This is a genomic window from Drancourtella sp. An57 (assembly GCF_002161525.1).
GTDB classification, from domain to species: Bacteria; Bacillota; Clostridia; order Lachnospirales; family Lachnospiraceae; genus Sellimonas; species Sellimonas catena.
The window spans coordinates 58,960-78,068 of sequence record NZ_NFHY01000014.1 but is presented as its reverse complement, the minus strand read 5'-3'; the positions used below and the strand labels follow the sequence as shown (position 1 = coordinate 78,068).

The window sequence follows — 19,109 nt, the reverse complement described above, 5'->3', positions numbered from 1 at the left end:
TTCTTATAATCTTGTAATTGCGTCCATGGCAAGGGCGGAGCGTTCACATTCCTCCGGTGCGAAAGTCACCTGCCAGCAGAGCGGGCTGCCTTTCATATATTCGGACGCATAACTGAGACCATTCGTCCGCTCATCCAGCATCGGGCGGTCAATCTGGTTCGTATCACCCAGCAGAATGATTTTGGTTCCTTTTCCTGCTCTCGTAATGATTCCTTTTACCTGATTCGGTGTCATGTTCTGTGCTTCATCGATAATCAGATACGTCTTCATAATGGAGCGCCCGCGGATATAATTTAACGCTTCCGTCTGAATCAGCCCGCGGTCGAAGATTTCATCGATCTTCCCCTGTAATTCCCGCTCATCTTTATAGCGTTCTTCCTCGTTGGAATCGATCAGCTGTTCCAGATTGTCAATGACAGGACGCATTAGCGGAGAAATCTTCTCCTGTTCGTCTCCCGGGAGAAAACCGATGTCCGAGTCAAACTGTGCGTTTGGCCTGGAAATCAGAATTCTCCGGTATTCTCCCGTTGGATGATTCAGGATTTTTTCCAGGCCGACCGCCAGCGTATAGAAAGTCTTACTGGTCCCTGCCCTGCCTTTGATAATAACAAGCGGTGCCTTTTCGGCCGGCTGCATCAATGCTTCCTGTACGAAATATTGTCCTGCATTTCTTGGAGAAACACCGTAAGGCTGGGTTTTCCGGTATTCCAGCTTTTTAATCACTCCCTTTTCCACCCGACCGAGCTGGGTTTTCTTTGCAGACTGATCCGCCTTTAAAATCACAAATTCATTTTCTTCCAGCTTTGGCACGATCCGGTTACCCTGTTCGTCCGAAAGGTAGACATCCTCCACCGGAACACCCTTTTTCTTAAACTCTTTGAACTTTTCTTCCGGCACATACACTTCTATCCTTCCCCTGTACTGCCCTTCATACTCTACAACCTGCTCTGTCGTATAATCTTCTGCCCGGATTCCGATGATCTGTGCCTTAATTCTGAGCAAAATGTCTTTTGTCACAAGAACCACCTGTTCCTCACAGGACTCCGCCAATCCCTTGCAGACTTTCAAAATCCGGTTATCCATCTTCTCTTCCGGCAGATCCTCAGGGAGCGTCACGTTTACAAAATTTTTCTCCACCCGGAGCATGCCTCCCGATTCCAGCGGAATTCCTTCCAGCAGATCTCCTTTTTGCCGGAGTTCTTCCAGAATCCGGATCGCTGTCCTGGCATTTCTTCCTTTCTCGCCATCTGCTTTCTTGAGATTATCCAGCTCTTCCAGTACAACAACAGGCAGAATCACCTGATTATCCTCAAAACTGAGCAGTGCCTGTGGATTCTGAATGAGAATGTTGGTGTCGATGACATAGATTTTTACCATATGCAGGTCTCCTTTACCATATAGACTTTTCATAAAACATAAAAGGAAAGCTGTTCTTCCCCTTTATGGAAATTATAGCTTCCCTGTATTTTAACTTTGCTCAGATTTGGGTTAAATTTGGGTTAAAGCAGGCATGCAGATAAACATTGCCATTTCCTTTTTATCAGGATTTTACTTAGACTTGACAGAAAGCCAGTAGTTCATACCGGTTCTTTCTTTTATAATGACAGTAAAGATTGGAGGGCTGTCTTATGCTTTTCTATACGATCATGATTCTTATTCTAGGCATACTTAGCGCAGGCATAACTGTATTTTTCTTTTTCCGGTGGAGACAGAATCGAAATGTTCCAGAAGATATCAATACAGAAAATACAACTGTTCCGGCGCACATATCCATTTTTACCAGACTTGGGACAGCACTGTTTCTTCTTGTTTTCACAGTTGGATTTATGTCAGTCGGCGTTTATTTCCTATATTCTTCCTGTCAGGAAGATCTGAGATATTCCGGCGAAGCGAATGGAACTGTAGTAGAATATACCCGGAAATGGGATACTACAGGCGAAACTTCCGGCTATCTCTACGCCCCTGTAGTCCGCTATCAGGCAGAAGGAAACGGGATCTGCATGGGTACAGGAAATGTCTGGAGCTCCAGACGCTCCTTTGAAATCGGAGAACAGATTACCATCCGCTACAACCCGGATCAGACCGATATCGTCTCTATAGAAGGCAACGGTTTATCCGTCGGTTTCAAAATGGGATTCGGATTTTTTCTGTTTGGTTTCACGGTATCTATTCTTGTTCTTATTTTCTTCGCCCTGAAACTGTTGGTCCATAATCAGGACACCAGGAACCGGATTATGGGACGGATCTGCGTGCTTCTAATCGGGCTTTTGATTGCAGGGGTCTGGATTGTCTTGGCCGGTCTGAAACTGGCAATGGCAGTATTCGCCCTGTTTGGATTGTATGTTCTTATTCATCGAATCCGAAGGTAGGTATAGACATTCCAGAGGACGTTTTCAATATCCGGATTAGTTAAATCCACATTTTGCATTAGATCTACTTCATAATCATTTTAAAGGACCAAGAAAAGGTGGAATCTTATTACAAAATAATTGAAGATCTTAAGAATTCACTTACGGACGAAAATGGGAATGCAAAAAACTTCATTTTTACAAGCTCTTATTTGGATCTATATCGCAAAGCAGACTCCAAGATTTTGGCTGTGATTAATTGAAAAGAATAGAACAATCCATGAAAGTTTTAAAACCATAAATGGAGAAGAATTCGGGTATCTAAATTTAAAGAGGACCTTTCTTCGTGAGGGTTCTTTAAGAGGGGCCTTCATGATGGGCTGGTAAAACAAACATAAGGGTAAGGAAAAAAGGGAAGCATACGCTTCCCTTTTTTGTCATAAATATAGATTAAAATCTTTATTTATTATTTGTTGTTGATAGCTGCCTGTGCTGCTGCAAGTCTAGCGATCGGTACACGGAATGGTGAGCAGGATACGTAGTTCAGGCCAAGTTTATGGCAGAATTCTACGGAGCTTGGATCTCCACCGTGCTCTCCACAGATTCCTACATGCAGGTTCGGGTTAGCCGGTTTTCCTAAATCGATAGCCATCTTCATCAGTTTGCCGACACCAACCTGGTCAAGTTTTGCAAATGGATCGTTCTCGTAGATCTTAGCGTCATAGTAAGCGTTGAGGAACTTACCAGCGTCGTCACGGGAGAATCCGAATGTCATCTGTGTCAGGTCGTTTGTACCGAAGCAGAAGAAGTCAGCTTCTTTTGCGATCTCGTCAGCTGTAAGAGCAGCTCTCGGGATCTCGATCATTGTACCAACTTCGTATTCAAGGTCGATACCAGCTGCTGCGATTTCAGCGTCAGCTGTTTCAACAACGAAGTTCTTCACGTATTTAAGCTCTTTTACTTCTCCAACAAGCGGAATCATGATTTCCGGTTTGATGTTCCAGTCCGGATGAGCTTTCTTTACGTTGATAGCTGCACGGATAACAGCTTTTGTCTGCATCTTTGCAATTTCCGGATAAGTAACTGCAAGACGGCATCCACGATGACCCATCATCGGGTTGAACTCGTGCAGGCTGTCGATGATTGCTTTGATCTGCTCTACAGTCTTGCCCTGAGCTTCTGCAAGTTTCTTGATATCTTCTTCCTCTGTTGGAACGAACTCATGAAGCGGCGGATCCAGGAAACGGATTGTTACCGGGTTACCTTCCAGAGCTTCGTAGAGAGCTTCGAAGTCTCCCTGCTGATATGGAAGAACTTTTTCAAGAGCTGTTTCTCTTTCTTCTTCTGTTTCAGAACAGATCATTTCACGGAACGCGTCGATTCTTCCTTCACCGAAGAACATATGCTCTGTACGGCAAAGTCCGATACCTTCTGCGCCAAGTTCTACAGCTTTCTTAGCGTCTTCCGGTGTATCTGCGTTTGTACGAACTTTTAATGTTCTGTATTTGTCAGCCCAGTTCATGATACGTTCGAACTCACCAGCGATTGTAGCGTCTACTGTCGGGATTACTCCGTCGTAGATGTTACCTGTTGTACCATCAATGGAGATGAAGTCTCCTTCGTGGAATTCTTTTCCGCCAAGTGTGAATTTCTTGTTTGCTTCATCCATTACGATGTCGCCGCATCCGGATACACAGCATTCACCCATACCACGGGCAACAACTGCTGCGTGAGATGTCATACCACCGCGAACTGTCAGGATACCCTGAGCGCTCTTCATACCTGTGATATCTTCCGGTGATGTTTCAAGACGAACCAGAACGACTTTTTCTCCTCTTTCAGCCCACTCTACAGCGTCATCAGCTGTGAATACAACTTTACCGCAGGCAGCTCCCGGAGATGCTCCAAGACCTTTGCCCATCGGTGTAGCTGCTTTCAGTGCAGCAGCGTCGAACTGTGGGTGAAGTAATGTATCAAGGTTACGAGGATCGATCATAGCAACTGCTTCTTCTTCTGTTCTCATGCCTTCGTCAACAAGGTCGCATGCGATCTTCAGAGCAGCCTGTGCTGTTCTCTTTCCGTTACGTGTCTGAAGCATGTACAGTTTACCATGTTCTACAGTAAACTCCATGTCCTGCATATCTCTGTAGTGGTTTTCCAGAGTGCTGCATACTTCTTTGAACTGTTTGAATGCTTCCGGGAATTTGTCTTCCATTTCGGAAATGTGCATTGGAGTACGAACACCGGCAACAACGTCTTCGCCCTGTGCGTTTGTAAGGAATTCTCCGAACAGACCGTTTTCTCCTGTAGCCGGGTCACGTGTAAATGCAACACCTGTACCACAGTCATCTCCCATGTTACCGAATGCCATCATCTGTACGTTGACAGCTGTTCCCCATGAATACGGGATATCGTTGTCACGACGGTATACATTGGCACGCGGGTTGTCCCATGAACGGAATACAGCCTTTACAGCGCCGATGAGCTGTTCTTTTGCGTCAGCCGGGAAGTCGGATCCGATCTTCTCTTTGTATTCAGCTTTGAACTGTCCTGCAAGAGCCTTGAGGTCTTCTGCTGTCAGTTCAACGTCCAGCTTCACGCCTTTTTCTTCTTTCATCTTGTCGATGAGTTCTTCAAAATATTTTTTGCCGACTTCCATAACAACGTCGGAATACATCTGGATAAATCTTCTGTAGCAGTCCCATGCCCAACGCGGGTTTCCGGAAGCTTCTGCCAGAGTTTCAACAACTTCTTCATTCAGACCAAGGTTCAGGATAGTATCCATCATACCCGGCATGGAAGCTCTTGCACCGGAACGAACGGAAACGAGAAGCGGATTCTCTTTATCTCCGAATTTCTTTCCTGTGATCTCTTCCAGTTTTGTCATAGCTTCCATGATCTGACTCATGATTTCGTCATTGATCTGTCTGCCGTCCTCATAATACTGGGTACAAGCCTCTGTTGTTACAGTGAATCCCTGAGGTACCGGGAGTCCAAGGCCTGTCATTTCAGCAAGGTTCGCACCTTTACCACCCAGAAGGTTTCTCATTGTAGCGTTACCTTCTGTAAACATATACACCCATTTCGTAGCCATGTTTCAATGTCCTCCTAATAATATATTTGTAATATTTGACACGAAAAACACGACTTTGCGTTTCTCTTATGTAAAGTCGTACTTCTGTGCCCGGAATATTACGTTCTTTTGCAGTTTCCCGCTGGTAATATTGTAAATGTTTTAACATAGTTCGTCAAGAAATTTATCGTATTTTCTGCAACAATTCTGTCATGCCTCGTATGGCAATTATGTCACAGTTTATGCGACAATCCGGTCATGTCTTATGGCCGGATTGTCACTCTCGTTTTATTTCTGTCCGATTTTTTCAATAAATGCTTTATAGCCTTTCACAGCTTCGTATACATCTGCCTTACTGGAGATCTCATACATTGCATGCATACAGAGAACTGCAACACCGCTGTCGATCACTTCCATGCCGTACTGTGCCATGATGTATGCGATCGTTCCGCCGCCGCCGACATCTACTTTACCAAGTTCTGCATACTGATATCCGACTCCTGCCTCATCCATGACGCTGCGGATTTCTGCGAGATACTCTGCGTTCGCATCGTTGGAGCCGTTCTTTCCACGGCTTCCTGTGAACTTGTTGAATACAAGTCCTTTTCCGAAGAATGCGGAGCTTCTCTTTTCAAATGCTGCTGCAAACATCGGATCGTAAGCAGCACTTACGTCTGAGGAAAGCATCTTGGAATTCTGAAGGGCACGTCTTACTTTTAATTCGGACTCTTCACCTGTCAGTGCAATGAGCTCTGCTATCGTATTTTCAAAGAATCTGGAATGCATGCCGGTTGCTCCGACGCTTCCGATTTCTTCTTTATCTACCAGGATGCAGCATGCGGTACGGCTGATCTGCGGGTTGTCCAGCATTGCAAACAGAGATGTGAATGCGCAGACTCTGTCGTCCTGTCCGTAGGATAAGATCATGCTTCTGTCAATACCGCAGTCTCTTGCTTTTCCTGCCGGAACGATTTCAAGCTCTGCAGATACGAAATCTTCTTCTCCGATTCCGTATGTTTCTTCCATAAGACGAAGAACGCCTGCTTTTACTGCTTCTTTTTCGTCTTCTTTGAGTCCCTCTGCCTCTGTGAGCGGACGGCTTCCGATCAGAAGATCCAGATTGTCGCCTTCAATCACTTCAGATGCTTTCTGTGACATCTGTTTTCCAGCCAGATGTACAAGCAGGTCTGTGATTACAAATACCGGATCATTTTCATTTTCTCCGATATTAACACGGACTTTGGTTCCGTCTTTCTTTACGATCACTCCGTGAAGAGAGAGCGGGGAAGCAAGCCACTGATATTTCTTGATGCCTCCATAGTAATGAGTATCGAGATATGCCATCTCATCCGTCTCATAGAGCGGATTCTGTTTGATATCGATTCGTGGAGAATCAATGTGAGCTCCAAGAATATTCATTCCGTTTTCCAGCGGTTCTTTACCGATCTGGAAAAGAAGAATCATCTTGCCCATGAAAGATGCGTAAATCTTGTCGCCTTCCTTTAATGGTTCTCCTGCCTCTTTGTAAGAGCACAGGCAGCGGTATCCTGCTTCTTTTGCCAGGCGCTCTGCGACCTCTACGCATTCTCTTTCTGTCTTTCCTTCATCCAGGCAACGTTTATAACGTGCGCTGATGTCTTCCATCTCTTTTAATTCTGCCTGTGTGTAGGTCTTCCATACATTTCTTCTGTCCACTGTTTTGTTCCTCCTTCTGACATGAGATATTTTCAGGCTCAAATGCCCTCAAGTACTCTTATTATACATCACTTTTGCCAAAAGTCACAGTGCTTCTTTCATTTTCTTTACATATTCTTTTATATACGGCACACACTGCTCTTTGTACCGCCCGCAGAGCTTCACAATGGCCGAACCTACGATCACGCCGTCCGAAACTTCCGCCATCTTCCCTGCCTGTTCTTCTGTCGATATTCCGAATCCGACCGCACACGGGATATCTTGTTCTTCTTTCACCAGCTGCACCATTTTTCCCACATCCGTTGTGATCTCTGAACGTACACCCGTTACCCCGAGCGAGGAGACGCAGTAGACAAAACCGGCTGCCTCTTTTGCAATCATCTGGATCCGGTCTCTGGATGTCGGTGCGATCAGCGAAATAAAGTCCAGCCCATACTTCCTGCACACGCTGTCAAACTCTTCCTTCTCTTCAAACGGAACATCCGGAAGAATCAGACCGTCCATGCCGATTTCCGATGCAGTCCGTATAAAACGTTCCGTCCCGTAGGAGAATACCACATTGGCATAAGTCATAAAGGCCATAGGAATACTGGTGTTTCTTCGGATCCGCCGGACCATCTCAAAGACCGCATCCGTCGTAATTCCTCCGGAGAGAGCACGTAAATTCGCATCCTGAATCACCGGTCCTTCCGCCGTCGGATCGGAAAACGGAATTCCAAGCTCAATCAGGTCTGCTCCCGCCTCCTCCATGGCATAGACGATCTTCTCTGTCACCTCGACGGACGGATCACCGCAGGTGATAAATGGAATAAATGCTTTTCCATGTGTAAATGCTTCTCTGATCCTACTCATAAATATCCTCCCCTCTGTATCTGGCGATGGCCGCGCAGTCCTTGTCGCCTCTTCCTGACAGATTGACGACGATACACTGGTCCGGTCTCATCTCTTTTGCAAGTTTCATGGCATAGGCTACGGCATGGGCGCTTTCGATGGCCGGAATAATTCCTTCCGTCCTGGACAGATATTCAAAGGCGTCCACTGCCTCGTCATCTGTCACCGCCACATATTCAGCCCGTTTCTTATCATAAAGATCCGCGTGTTCCGGACCGATTCCCGGATAGTCCAGTCCGGCTGAGATGGAGTATACCGGAGCAATCTGTCCGTACTCATCCTGGCAGAAATAGGATTTCATTCCGTGGAAGATACCGGGCTTTCCTGTAGCAATGGTTGCTGCCGTCTCTTTCGTGTGGATGCCGCGGCCCGCCGCTTCACATCCGATAAGCCGAACGTCTTTCTCTTCGATAAAATGGTAAAACGCTCCGATCGCATTGGAGCCGCCGCCGACACAGGCCAGCACCGCGTCCGGAAGTTTTCCTTCCGCCTCCAGGATCTGCTCTTTGATTTCTTTGGAAATCACTGCCTGGAAATCCCGTACGATGGTTGGGAACGGGTGGGGCCCCATGACAGATCCAAGGACGTAGTGGGTATCATCGATCCGGTTCGTCCACTCCCTCATGGTTTCGGACACCGCGTCTTTTAAAGTTGCCGTTCCGGTAGTGACCGGATGTACCCTGGCTCCGAGAAGGCGCATCTTATACACGTTCAGTGCCTGACGTTTTGTGTCCTCCTCTCCCATGAACACTTCACACTCCATCCCCATCAGAGCGGCTGCAGTTGCGGTTGCAACTCCGTGCTGCCCTGCTCCTGTCTCCGCAATCACACGGGTCTTCCCCATCTTTTTTGCAAGCAGAACCTGACCAAGGACATTGTTGATTTTATGAGCGCCGGTGTGATTTAAGTCTTCCCTTTTCAGATAAATTTTAGCCCCGCCCAGATCCTTCGTCATATGCTCCGCATAGTAGAGTCTGGATGGTCTCCCTGCATAATCATTTAATAGTGTTGTAAGTTCCTTCTGAAATTCCGGATCGTTCTTATAATGATTGTAGGCCTCTTCCAGTTCAATAACCGCATTCATCAACGTTTCCGGTATATACTGCCCTCCATGGGCTCCGAATCTTCCCTTTGACATCTGATTCCTTCCTTTCTTTCTCTTATCTGATATCTCAAGTCAGCGACCGCAGCATGTGTACTGCGTCCGCGATCTTTTTTTCGTCTTTCACTCCGTCTGTCTCAACGCTGCTGCTCAAGTCGACAGCAAACGGATGAAACCTTTCCACGGCTTCTTTCATATTATGAATGCCGATTCCTCCGGCAAGAAAGTACGGCTGTTTTGCTTCCTCCAGGCATGACCAGTCGAAACTTCTTCCTGTTCCGCCGGTTCCACAGTCAAACAGCAGATAGTCTGCCGGAAATCCCGCTGCTCTTTCTACATCTTCTCTGCTCTTTACGGAAACAGCTTTGATCACCGGCACGCCGGCTGTCTCCCGAATCGTCCGGACCATCTCTTCTCCTTCCTGTCCGTGGAGCTGAATCATTTTAAGCCCGCTTTCCCTCACAATGCGTAGAATCGTATTTGTATCCTCATTGACAAAGACTCCTACAGGCACAATCCCCGGATCCAGCTCTTCCAAAAGCCCTTTCAGTCCTTCCGGATCCATATTTCTCCGGCTTTGCGGCACGTTTAGAATAAATCCACAGTAGTCCGGCCTTGCCGCGTTCACATATACAATGTCTTCTTTTCGCCTCAATCCGCAGATTTTGATCTTCGTTTTCATTGGTCCATTCCCCCAAGACAGGTAAGCGCTTTCCTTTTGTCCGGTTCCCGCATCAGTGTTTCGCCGATCAGCACCGCGTCCGTTCCGTTTTCTTTTAAAAGCCGTATGTCCTCCGGAGTGCGGATGCCGCTCTCTGATACAAAGATGATTTCTGGCGGCACCAGTCTGCGCAGACTGGCGCTTGTCTGAAGATCTACCTGAAACGTATGAAGATCCCGGTTGTTGACACCGATGATCTTTGCCTGGCACCGCTTTGCCATCTCTATCTCTTCCTCAGAATGTGTTTCCACCAAAGCGGAAAGTCCAAGATGCTCTGCAAGTTCCAGATCAGACCGTAATTCCTCTTCCGTCAAAATCGCACAGATAAGAAGCACTGCATCGGCTCCCATGGCTTTTGCCTCGTAGATCATGTACGGATCCACAGTAAAATCTTTCCTCAAAACAGGGATCTGTACTTCCCTGGCAATTGCTTCCAGATAAGCATCGCTCCCCTGAAAATAGAATGGTTCGGTCAGACAGGAGATGGCTGCCGCTCCAGCCTTTTCATAGTCTTTTGCAATGTCCAGATATGGAAATGTTTCCGCAATCACCCCTTTGGACGGGGAAGCTTTCTTCACCTCGCAGATGAACGAAAGTCCTTCCCTGGAAAGGCTCTTCTGAAAAAGAAACGGTTCTTTTTGCTCCTTCCGGCTTTCGATTCTCTCCAGAAGCCGGCCTGTCGGAATCTCCCTCTTTTTCTTTGCAATCCGCTCCCTTGTCTTTTCAGCGATTTCATCCAGTATGGTTTTCATACCCGTTCCTCCTGTACTTCCGGTTTCCAGCCGTTCGATTCCCGAATGAATTCTTCCAGTTTCTTTCTGGCTGCCCCGCTGTCGATGATTCCTTCCGCCATCCGTACGCCGGCCTCCAGATTCGGTGCCTTTCCGGCCAGATAAAGGGCAGCTCCGGAATTCAGCGCCACAGCATCCCGTTTTGGTCCTTTCTTTCCATTTAAAATCTCCAGTGTGATCTGTGCATTTTCCTCCGGTGTTCCTCCTGTCAGTTCCTCTTTTTCGCACCGGATAAATCCGAAATCTTCCGGAGTAATCTCGTAAGTATGATAGGTTCCGCCTTTGATCTCACAGACCTTTGTCGGCGCACTCATGGAAATCTCATCCAGCCGGTCCATCCCATAAACCACCATCCCGCACTTTCTTCCGGCGAGGCCGTGATCCGGACTCCCAGCGCTTCCAGAACATCGGCCGCCCCGCTTTTGCTGGATGCCGCCCGGTTCCCGTGTTTTGCAACCGGAACGCCGCCCGCCGCGATGACCAGAGAAGATGTGGTGGAAATATTAAACGAATTTGCTCCGTCTCCTCCTGTTCCGACAATCTCCAGTACGTCCATCTCATGAAGGAGACGGATACAGTGATCCCGCATTCCTTTGGCTGAACCGGTAATCTCTTCGATGTGCTCCCCTTTCAGGGAAAGAGCGGTCAGATAAGAGCTCATCTGAACCGGGCTTGCCTTGCCGTCCATGATCTCATTCATGACTTCCAGTGCTTCTTCTGCTGTCAGATCGTTTCTTTGTGCCAGTTTTAATATTGCTTCTTTAATCATGTCTGTAAACCTCCACAAAATTCTGAATCATCTTTTTCCCTTCCGGTCTGATCAAAGAGCATTGTGTACTATCAGCCGGATCAGCATTCCGACAACAAAAAAACGCCCCTGATACAGACAATCCATAACATCTGTATCAAGGACGATATCTACATACCGCGGTGCCACCTTGATTCACGGAAAAAATCTTCCATGCGCTTAGCGAGATACCAACATATCTCCGGCAACTGACGTATGCCCTACGTCGCAGAGTACTGGGCAGGAATTCCTGCTTTTGACTGCGCCCTCCGTGGTCCATTTGGCTGACTGCGTTCCATCCGGCTCTCACCTTCCCGGACTCTCTGTGGGTGCACGGCAACTTTGATCTCCACTTCAACGGTTTATCTGGCTAAATTCAATTTTTACTCATTATAGGATGAAAGCGCAGATGTGTCAATACTTTTTTCAAGATTTTCCATCTCTGTCAGAATCTCCTTCTGTCTCTCATCAAACAAAAGTCCTTTATTGTACTTGTAGAAATACGGGCAGTCATTATCCCTCAGGAACCGGATACTGTCCCCGTTGGTGTTGAGTTCTGCCAGAAAGGCCGCCATCTCCTGACTTTCGCCAAAGGCGTCCTCCAGAAACCGGAATGTGTTTTCCAGTGCTTCCATCGCCTGATCCGTAACTGTCTGCCGCTTCTCCACCTGTCCGGAAAATGCTTCCTTGACAAAAGCAAACTCCTCGTCCCATCCGGCGCCTTTTGCCGCCGCTTCGGTCAGCTTCCACCGCTGCTCATAGGATTCCAGCTCTGTAATCACCGAAGTTTCCAGTTTTTCCATGGCTCCGGTCAGAAGCCCTGCCTTCTTTTTCGACGCCAGTTCTGCCCGAAGTCGTTCAATCACTGCTGACAGGCTGTGCTCCTCTTTGTATACTTTTAATTCCGCAAACAGCCGTTCTGTTCTGGCATCTTCCTCTTGGTACGCCCGGAAATACTCGGCAAGCTTTCCGTTTAACATGCCTACAATGCTGAACCGTTCATCAAAGGCGGCGAATTTCAGCTTTTCGAGAACATCCTCCCCGTAAATGCCCTGTACAATCTTTTCCAGACCGTAGTCTTTCTTGTATTTCTCGTACAGTTCCAGATAATTGGCAAATTCCTTTGCTATTTCCCAGTTCTGTAAATACTGGTGCGCTACTTCCCGGTCCACTTTCTTACCAAGCATCCGGTATACGCGGAGAAGTTCTGAGAGATCCTCCCATCCTCTGGCCGTCACAAACTGCTTTCCATCCACCGTATTTTCTACCCTGTAGAAATGATCCTTCCGGATTTCCAGATAAGCAAGAATCGCCGGATCGATCTGTGCCTCGTAGGCGTACTCCCGCCATACGTCATAATTTTCCTCGATGTCAATCCGTTTCAGCCGGTCCAGTGTCACAATGTCGAATTCCCGCACGGACTTATTGTATTCCGGCGGGTTGCCTGCCGCCACAATGATCCATCCTTCCGGTACTTTGTGGTTTCCGAACATCTTGCACTGAAGGAACTGCAGCATGGTCGGCGCCAGTGTCTCCGAGACGCAGTTGATCTCGTCCAGAAAGAGGATGCCTTCTTTTAACCCGGTCTCCTCCATCTTCTCGTAAACTGACGCAATAATCTCGCTCATCGTATACTCCGTGACGGAACAGACTTCCCCGCCATAGCTGCGCTCCCGGATAAACGGAAGTCCTACCGCACTCTGCCGGGTATGGTGTGTAATCGTATAGGAAACCAGGCCGATTCCACATTCTCTTGCGACCTGTTCCATGATCTGGGTCTTCCCGATTCCCGGAGGCCCCATGAGAAGGATCGGCCGCTGCCGGATCGACGGGATCAGGTAATGTCCGTCCGCGTCTTTTTGCAGATAAGCCTCGATGGAATCCCTGATTTCCTGCTTTGCTCGTTTGATATGCATCCTCTATTCTTCCTCGCTTTCCATAAATATCGCTTCATCCAGCACAAGCCGGATTGCCCATGCCGGTGTCCGGATGTCCCTCGATCCGTCGTCGATAAAGACGAACGCCGTCTCGTAGGATGGCATCCGGGATGGGTAGGTGCCGTATCCGTCTGTAAAATAAATCACGCCCCGCAGATTCTGGAACGCTCCCTGTTCAATCAGGCTGTCAATATAGGCAAAGGCCGGACGGAAATCGGTTCCGCCGCCGCCATAGAGTTTCAGCTCCTGCATATAGCGTTCCCAGTCTTCCTGTCTCTCGATCCTCACATCCTCCTGCACCTGTTCATCGCACTGAAGAATCCGGATATGAACTTTTCGGAAGAAGCTCTCATTTTCGCTCAGGACATCATACGTTTCTTCCAGAAATTTCCGCACCAGGTCTCCGGAGCAGGACATGGACGTATCCACCACAATGACAAATTCTTCAATCTTTTTGACTTCCTTTGTCTCCTGCGGCTCGATCAACGGCATATTGCCGTACATGGACAGTCCGTAATGATAAAAGGCGTAGTCAAAGCTGTCGTCATCCACACCGATCTCTTCCCGCCACACGGAAAACTTTCTCAGAAATTCCCGGTAGTCGTAGCGCTTCTTGTTGGCGACCCGAAGCTCTTCCAGAAGGTCTCCGGAAGCACTTGCCTCTTCCTGCGCGAAAGTATCCAGATTCAGTTCCATCTGCTCGCTGATCTGTTTCCAGTTATTCTCTGTCTCATTTGGCGGCCGCTTTTTATTTTCCTCCGGGTCCGGCCAGTAAAGATGGCTGTCCGCCCCGAACTCGGCTTCCAGTTCCATCCGCTTCTTCTCACTCATTCCCCATGCTGTCAGACTTTTATAGATTTTTTGTGCTGTCAGCACCTTCGTGCTGTTTTTCAGTCTGCGGTATACGTCCTTTCTCAGCCAGGATGGTGCCCGTCTGACACAAGGGCAGGAAAGGCTGTCGATAATGGACTCCACTGCGATATTGCAGGCCAGATCCCAGAAGAGGGGATCCCGTTTACCTCTCAGATAAAGATGCCCGAACAGACAGTGCAGGACGATGTGGAGATAGGCCCGGTTGACATTCTTCCGGTCTTCCCGGTAAGCTCCGCCAAGCCATCCCGGATGAAAGTAAAGCCCCTGCCCGTCTGTTCCGATGGAGCCAATCTCCCCGTCCATCTGGAACCGCAGGCTGGAAAGCGCCACGTCCAGGTACCGCATTTTCAAATATAACTCATTTCTCGCTGTCCGCAGAATTTCCTTTCCCAGGGCATTCATTCGCGCGGCCTGCTCTTCGCTGATCGTCTCTGCCATCTCTTCCTCCTTATCCATCTTCATACATTTTTCTGATTACAGATCAAACGTTTTCTTTCCACTCCGTTTCCTTCCGGCCTGCAGGAGAAGGGCTGACATTTCAGCATGTCCTTTTTTCTCTGCAACAGTAAGCGCCGTCTCCAGTGCCTCACCTTTCCATATCTTCTGATCCAGAAGAAATCGTACCGTCTTCATATCATCCGCCTCAAGCAGAAATCCGGCGGTCTCCCCGGCACAGCCCCTCAGGAAATCTGCGTACTCTTCTTCTGCCTGTCCGGTAAGCCGGTACGGCTCCCGAAGTCTGGCCAGCGCAATCCGGATCAGAGTGCGGACATCCTCTCTTGCTTTTGCCTTTACAAAAAGGGAATCGTACTCCTCATAATCGATCTCCTTATGATAGACACACTGCCGGTAGTCTCCGCCGGATCCGTGGTAGTGCGTCTCCACGATCCGGGCCGGCGTATTCTCCACCGCCTCTTCGTAGTGCTCCGGAAAGATCAGACTGGCTGTCTCGATCTGTTCCTGATCCTCATAGGAGATATGGACCGCAAGTTCAAACCGTTGTTCCTCCAGAATCTGTCTCAGACAGGTCTGGCGCGACTTTCTGCAGCGGATTTCCACATGGCTTAACTGGCATCCGGTAAAGGCACCTCCGCCGATACTGGTCAGGCTGTCCGTAAAGGACAGTCGTTTTAACCGAAAGCAGCGGTAAAAGGCGTAGCGCCCTACTTCACCAAGCTCCTCCGGCAGATGGATCTCCTCCACCTGTCCGCCGCAGAGCCGCTTCCGCGCTTCTGATTTTCGCTCCCCGTCCGGCAAAAAGACTGCCATGCCTTCCTCTTCCTCTGTCTGCGCAAATCCATAGTCTGCAATTCTTGTTACCGGAAGGCCATCGATGGTATCCGGAAGGAAGACCTCCGGACTCTCCCCGTAGCATCCGAAGATGGTGACGGTCTTAAATTCTTTTGATTCTGTTTTATAATGTATTTCCGGATACATGACTCCCTCCTGCCAGAATAAATCACTGCATAACAGCGGCCGGAAGACAACTGCTCCCGGCCTCGTTTTTTAATATTCAAACTTCTTTTCAAAATAAGCTTTCAGATCTTCGATCTTTACACGCTCCTGCTCCATCGTGTCACGGTCACGTACAGTTACTGCGCCATCTTCCTCGGATTCAAAATCATAGGTCACACAGAATGGTGTACCGATCTCATCCTGACGGCGGTACCGTTTTCCGATGTTTCCACGGTCGTCGTACTCACAGTTGTAATATTTGCTGAGCTCGGCATAAATCTTCTCCGCACCCTCGTTTAACTTTTTGGAGAGCGGAAGGATACCGATCTTCACCGGAGCTAAAGCCGGATGGAAGTGAAGGACTGTTCTTGTATCTCCTCCTTCCAGTTCTTCCTCATCGTATGCTGCGCAGAGGAACGCAAGTACGACACGGTCTGCTCCAAGTGACGGCTCGATGACGTATGGCAGGTATTTTTCCTTCTTCTCATCGTCAAAGTATGTCATATCCTGCTTGGATACTTCCTGATGCTGTGTCAGGTCGTAATCGGTACGGTCTGCAATACCCCAAAGCTCGCCCCATCCGAACGGGAATAAGAACTCGAGGTCTGTTGTCGCACGGCTGTAGTGGGAAAGCTCTTCCGGCTCATGGTCACGTGCGCGCAGCTCGTCTTCTGTCATACCAAGATCTCTCAGCCAGTTGTAGCAGAAATCTTTCCAGTATTTAAACCACTCCAGGTCTGTTCCCGGCTCACAGAAGAATTCCAGCTCCATCTGCTCGAACTCTCTTGTACGGAAGGTAAAGTTACCTGGTGTAATTTCGTTACGGAAAGATTTTCCGATCTGTCCGATTCCAAACGGGATCTTCTTTCTGGAAGTACGCTGTACATTCTTAAAGTTGACGAAAATACCCTGAGCAGTCTCCGGACGGAGGTAAACGACGTTTTTCGCATCCTCTGTAACTCCCTGGAATGTCTTGAACATCAGATTGAATTCCCGGATGTCCGTGAAATTGTGCTTGCCGCAGCTCGGACACGGAACCTGGTGTTCATTGATGAAATCCATCATCTTCTCATGGGACCATGCGTCTACGCTTTCTTTCAGCTCAATCCCGTGTTCTGCCGCATAATCTTCAATCAGTTTATCTGCACGGAAACGCTCCTTACACTCTTTACAGTCCATCAGCGGGTCGCTGAAGTTTCCGAGATGTCCGGAAGCAACCCATGTCTGCGGATTCATCAGAATCGCACAGTCTACGCCGACATTGTAAGGATTTTCCTGAATAAATTTCTTCCACCATGCTTTCTTCACATTGTTTTTCAGTTCTACGCCGAGATTTCCGTAATCCCATGTATTAGCAAGTCCACCATAGATTTCGGATCCCGGATATACAAACCCCCTGGTTTTGGCAAGAGCTACGATTTTGTCCATTGTTTTTTCTACCATCGTCTTTTACCTCACATTCTTCTAAAATTGTTTCCATTATACGGTAATTCGCCCGCTTTTGCAAGCACATCCCCTGTTTTTGCGTCCTGTTTTCCTGACAATTCGGCCGTTCTTCCGGCCCGGAGCCCTGCTTAAATCATTTCCAGCATCTCCAGCGACCGGAATGTATGTCCTATGTACACATCTACGCACCGCTTTGCTGCCTTTTTCAGCTGCGCCAGCACATCATCACTCACCGTAAAGGTGTAAAGTTTCTCCACCGGCGTCCCCTCAATAAATTGCAGGGCGTAAAGCGCAGACTGTCCAAACGGAAGTACATCCGCCGCCTGTCCGGCACAGTCCGGGCAGAGCATGCCGCCCCTCGACGCGCTGAACCGGGAAAGCTCCTCCGTCCTGCCGCATCCGGCGCAGGCAAAGGCCTGCGGCGCCTCCCCTTCGAGGCAGATCATCTTCAGTTCAAAGATGCACCGGATCAGGGGAAGAGAAATGCTTCTCTTTACGACAATCCGCATCGTCTGATAGAGAAGCTTTAAAATTTCCGTCTCGTCATTATTCTCTCTTGTACAGTATTCGGCAAATTCCAGGAAATAAAACCCGTATGTCACGGCTTCGATATCAGTTCTAAGCTCTCCGAAATAATTCTGAATCTCCGCCTGCTGTAGCGTATACGAAGATCTTCCTTCGTAAAGCGTAAAGGTGCCGAACAGAAACGGGCCCGTCGTCCCGACAAGCATACTGTTCGGCCGCCTTGCACCTCTGGCAAAAGCGGAGATCTTCCCCCGCTCACGGGAGAGGATCACCACTCTTTTATCGTATTCTCCAATCGGAAGCGCTGACAGAATCATTCCTGTCACGGTAATCGTCTGGCTCACTTTCTTCATCCTTCCGGCTTTCGTTCTGATCCCGGTCTTTTTCGGCCTTATGAGCCGTTATCCCTTTGTAGGTCAGATAGTCTTCTACTTTTCCGGTCATCTCAAACCGTGCCCAGTAGTCTTCATTCATCGGATCACCTCTTCATCTTTTGGAATAAAATTAGGTTCTCCGATTTTTCTTTTGTTATTCTTCTTCCCGGTATCCAAAATTTCTCATCAGAAATTCGCTGTCTCTCCAGTCTTTTTTCACCTTCACCCACAGCTTTAAATTGACCTTGCAGTCCAGCATCCGCTCAATCTCGAATCTGGCGGTACTGCCGATCTTTTTAAGCATGCTGCCCTGTTTTCCGATGATAATTCCTTTGTGGGAATCCCGCTCACAGATGATCGTCGCATCGATATCCGCGATGGTTCCTTTTTGTCCCCTGCGGAATTTCATCCGGTCGATCACTACCGCGATTCCATGCGGAATCTCCTCGTTTAAGCTGTGCAGTGCCTTCTCCCGGATCAGTTCCGCCACAATCTGGCGCTCCGGCTGGTCCGTCACCGTATCCTCATCGTAAAACTGTGGTCCGTACGGCAGATACTGCAGAATCACCTTTACCAGTTCGTCTGTATTCTCTCCGTTTCTTGCGCAGACCGGAACAATCTCCGCAAAATCGTAGATATCTTTATACTTTGCGATGCACGGAAGAAGCTCTTCCCGCTTTACTTTATCCACCTTGTTGATAACAAGAATCACCGGTGTGTGTACTTTCTTCAGCTGCTCTGCAATGTGCTGCTCTCCCGCACCGATAAAAGTGGACGGCTCCACAAGCCAGAGTACGACATCCACCTCATTGAGTGTCCGCTCCGCCACATTCACCATATAGGTGCCAAGCTTGTTTTTTGCCTTGTGGATTCCCGGCGTGTCCACAAAGACGATCTGTCCCTCGTCCGTTGTGAGTACGGTCTGAATCCGGTTTCTCGTTGTCTGTGGTTTATTGGATGTGATGGCGATCTTCTGCCCGATCAGCTGATTCATCAGCGTGGATTTTCCCACATTCGGCCGCCCGATCAGTGTCACAAATCCTGATTTATACTGCTTATTCTCTGTCAAAATCCCGTTCCTCTTTCCTTTG

Annotated in this window: 15 protein-coding genes and 1 pseudogene; 1 reads left to right on the top strand and 15 read right to left on the bottom strand. The window is 48.4% G+C overall.

What is annotated here, in order from left to right; all coding sequences use genetic code 11:
- Window positions 1-3: 3 nt before the first annotated feature.
- Entirely contained in the window at window positions 4-1,377 is a 1,374-nt protein-coding gene (locus B5G11_RS12130) for a PhoH family protein (RefSeq protein ID WP_087254077.1), read from the bottom strand.
- Between the two features lie 251 nt (window positions 1,378-1,628).
- Between B5G11_RS12130 and B5G11_RS12125 the strand changes: the two genes are divergently transcribed.
- A complete protein-coding gene (locus B5G11_RS12125; protein ID WP_087169454.1) occupies window positions 1,629-2,369 on the top strand; it encodes a DUF3592 domain-containing protein in 741 nt (246 codons plus the stop codon).
- Between the two features lie 445 nt (window positions 2,370-2,814).
- Here the strand turns inward: B5G11_RS12125 and ppdK are convergent, their stop codons facing one another.
- From ppdK to era, 14 genes and pseudogenes are all read right to left on the bottom strand, one after another.
- Window positions 2,815-5,442, bottom strand: coding sequence for a pyruvate, phosphate dikinase (ppdK, locus tag B5G11_RS12120; protein WP_087169455.1), 2,628 nt, complete (start codon window positions 5,440-5,442; stop codon window positions 2,815-2,817).
- Window positions 5,443-5,709: 267 nt separating this feature from the next.
- On the bottom strand, window positions 5,710-7,116 hold the full coding sequence (locus B5G11_RS12115) for an aminopeptidase (protein ID WP_087254072.1): 1,407 nt from the start codon (window positions 7,114-7,116) through the stop codon (window positions 5,710-5,712).
- 84 nt (window positions 7,117-7,200) lie between these two features.
- Window positions 7,201-7,968: a tryptophan synthase subunit alpha gene (gene trpA / locus B5G11_RS12110; protein ID WP_087254068.1), complete on the bottom strand. Its 768-nt coding sequence runs from the start codon at window positions 7,966-7,968 to the stop codon at window positions 7,201-7,203.
- Entirely contained in the window at window positions 7,961-9,145 is a 1,185-nt protein-coding gene (trpB, locus tag B5G11_RS12105; protein WP_087254065.1) for a tryptophan synthase subunit beta, read from the bottom strand. Before trpB ends, trpA begins: the two co-directional genes overlap by 8 nt.
- Before the next feature lie 34 nt (window positions 9,146-9,179).
- On the bottom strand, window positions 9,180-9,791 hold the full coding sequence (locus B5G11_RS12100; protein WP_087254062.1) for a phosphoribosylanthranilate isomerase: 612 nt from the start codon (window positions 9,789-9,791) through the stop codon (window positions 9,180-9,182).
- The gene (gene trpC / locus B5G11_RS12095) at window positions 9,788-10,582 is read right to left on the bottom strand and encodes an indole-3-glycerol phosphate synthase TrpC (RefSeq protein WP_087169460.1); all 795 of its coding nucleotides are present in this window, start codon (window positions 10,580-10,582) and stop codon (window positions 9,788-9,790) included. Before trpC ends, B5G11_RS12100 begins: the two co-directional genes overlap by 4 nt.
- Window positions 10,579-11,390, bottom strand: a pseudogene (locus B5G11_RS12090) (anthranilate phosphoribosyltransferase). Before B5G11_RS12090 ends, trpC begins: the two are co-directional and overlap by 4 nt.
- A 401-nt stretch (window positions 11,391-11,791) precedes the next feature.
- The gene (locus tag B5G11_RS12085; protein WP_087169462.1) at window positions 11,792-13,324 is read right to left on the bottom strand and encodes an AAA family ATPase; all 1,533 of its coding nucleotides are present in this window, start codon (window positions 13,322-13,324) and stop codon (window positions 11,792-11,794) included.
- A gap of 3 nt (window positions 13,325-13,327) precedes the next feature.
- Window positions 13,328-14,680: a VWA-like domain-containing protein gene (locus B5G11_RS12080; RefSeq protein ID WP_242959053.1), complete on the bottom strand. Its 1,353-nt coding sequence runs from the start codon at window positions 14,678-14,680 to the stop codon at window positions 13,328-13,330.
- 12 nt (window positions 14,681-14,692) lie between these two features.
- On the bottom strand, window positions 14,693-15,655 hold the full coding sequence (locus B5G11_RS12075; protein ID WP_087254061.1) for a leucine-rich repeat domain-containing protein: 963 nt from the start codon (window positions 15,653-15,655) through the stop codon (window positions 14,693-14,695).
- A 69-nt stretch (window positions 15,656-15,724) separates the two neighbouring features.
- On the bottom strand, window positions 15,725-17,116 hold the full coding sequence (locus tag B5G11_RS12070) for a glycine--tRNA ligase (RefSeq protein ID WP_087169464.1): 1,392 nt from the start codon (window positions 17,114-17,116) through the stop codon (window positions 15,725-15,727).
- A 131-nt stretch (window positions 17,117-17,247) separates the two neighbouring features.
- Complete coding sequence (gene recO / locus B5G11_RS12065) at window positions 17,248-17,997, bottom strand: DNA repair protein RecO (RefSeq protein ID WP_087169465.1); 750 nt, start codon at window positions 17,995-17,997, stop codon at window positions 17,248-17,250.
- On the bottom strand, window positions 17,924-18,118 hold the full coding sequence (locus tag B5G11_RS16215) for a hypothetical protein (protein WP_138372364.1): 195 nt from the start codon (window positions 18,116-18,118) through the stop codon (window positions 17,924-17,926). The genes recO and B5G11_RS16215 overlap by 74 nt, the downstream gene beginning before the upstream one ends.
- A 54-nt stretch (window positions 18,119-18,172) precedes the next feature.
- Complete coding sequence (era, locus tag B5G11_RS12060) at window positions 18,173-19,087, bottom strand: GTPase Era (RefSeq protein ID WP_087254058.1); 915 nt, start codon at window positions 19,085-19,087, stop codon at window positions 18,173-18,175.
- Window positions 19,088-19,109 lie beyond the last annotated feature (22 nt).

Excerpts from the sequence above, each read along its gene's own strand:
- B5G11_RS12130 (WP_087254077.1), bottom strand. The coding sequence starts at position 1,377 with ATGGTAAAAATCTATGTCATCGACACCAACATTCTCATTCAGAATCCA.
- B5G11_RS12125 (WP_087169454.1), top strand. The coding sequence starts at position 1,629 with ATGCTTTTCTATACGATCATGATTCTTATTCTAGGCATACTTAGCGCA.
- ppdK (WP_087169455.1), bottom strand. The coding sequence starts at position 5,442 with ATGGCTACGAAATGGGTGTATATGTTTACAGAAGGTAACGCTACAATG.
- trpA (WP_087254068.1), bottom strand. The coding sequence starts at position 7,968 with ATGAGTAGGATCAGAGAAGCATTTACACATGGAAAAGCATTTATTCCA.
- trpB (WP_087254065.1), bottom strand. The coding sequence starts at position 9,145 with ATGTCAAAGGGAAGATTCGGAGCCCATGGAGGGCAGTATATACCGGAA.
- B5G11_RS12100 (WP_087254062.1), bottom strand. The coding sequence starts at position 9,791 with ATGAAAACGAAGATCAAAATCTGCGGATTGAGGCGAAAAGAAGACATT.
- trpC (WP_087169460.1), bottom strand. The coding sequence starts at position 10,582 with ATGAAAACCATACTGGATGAAATCGCTGAAAAGACAAGGGAGCGGATT.
- B5G11_RS12085 (WP_087169462.1), bottom strand. The coding sequence starts at position 13,324 with ATGCATATCAAACGAGCAAAGCAGGAAATCAGGGATTCCATCGAGGCT.
- B5G11_RS12080 (WP_242959053.1), bottom strand. The coding sequence starts at position 14,680 with ATGAAGATGGATAAGGAGGAAGAGATGGCAGAGACGATCAGCGAAGAG.
- B5G11_RS12075 (WP_087254061.1), bottom strand. The coding sequence starts at position 15,655 with ATGTATCCGGAAATACATTATAAAACAGAATCAAAAGAATTTAAGACC.
- B5G11_RS12070 (WP_087169464.1), bottom strand. The coding sequence starts at position 17,116 with ATGGTAGAAAAAACAATGGACAAAATCGTAGCTCTTGCCAAAACCAGG.
- recO (WP_087169465.1), bottom strand. The coding sequence starts at position 17,997 with ATGAAGAAAGTGAGCCAGACGATTACCGTGACAGGAATGATTCTGTCA.
- B5G11_RS16215 (WP_138372364.1), bottom strand. The coding sequence starts at position 18,118 with ATGAATGAAGACTACTGGGCACGGTTTGAGATGACCGGAAAAGTAGAA.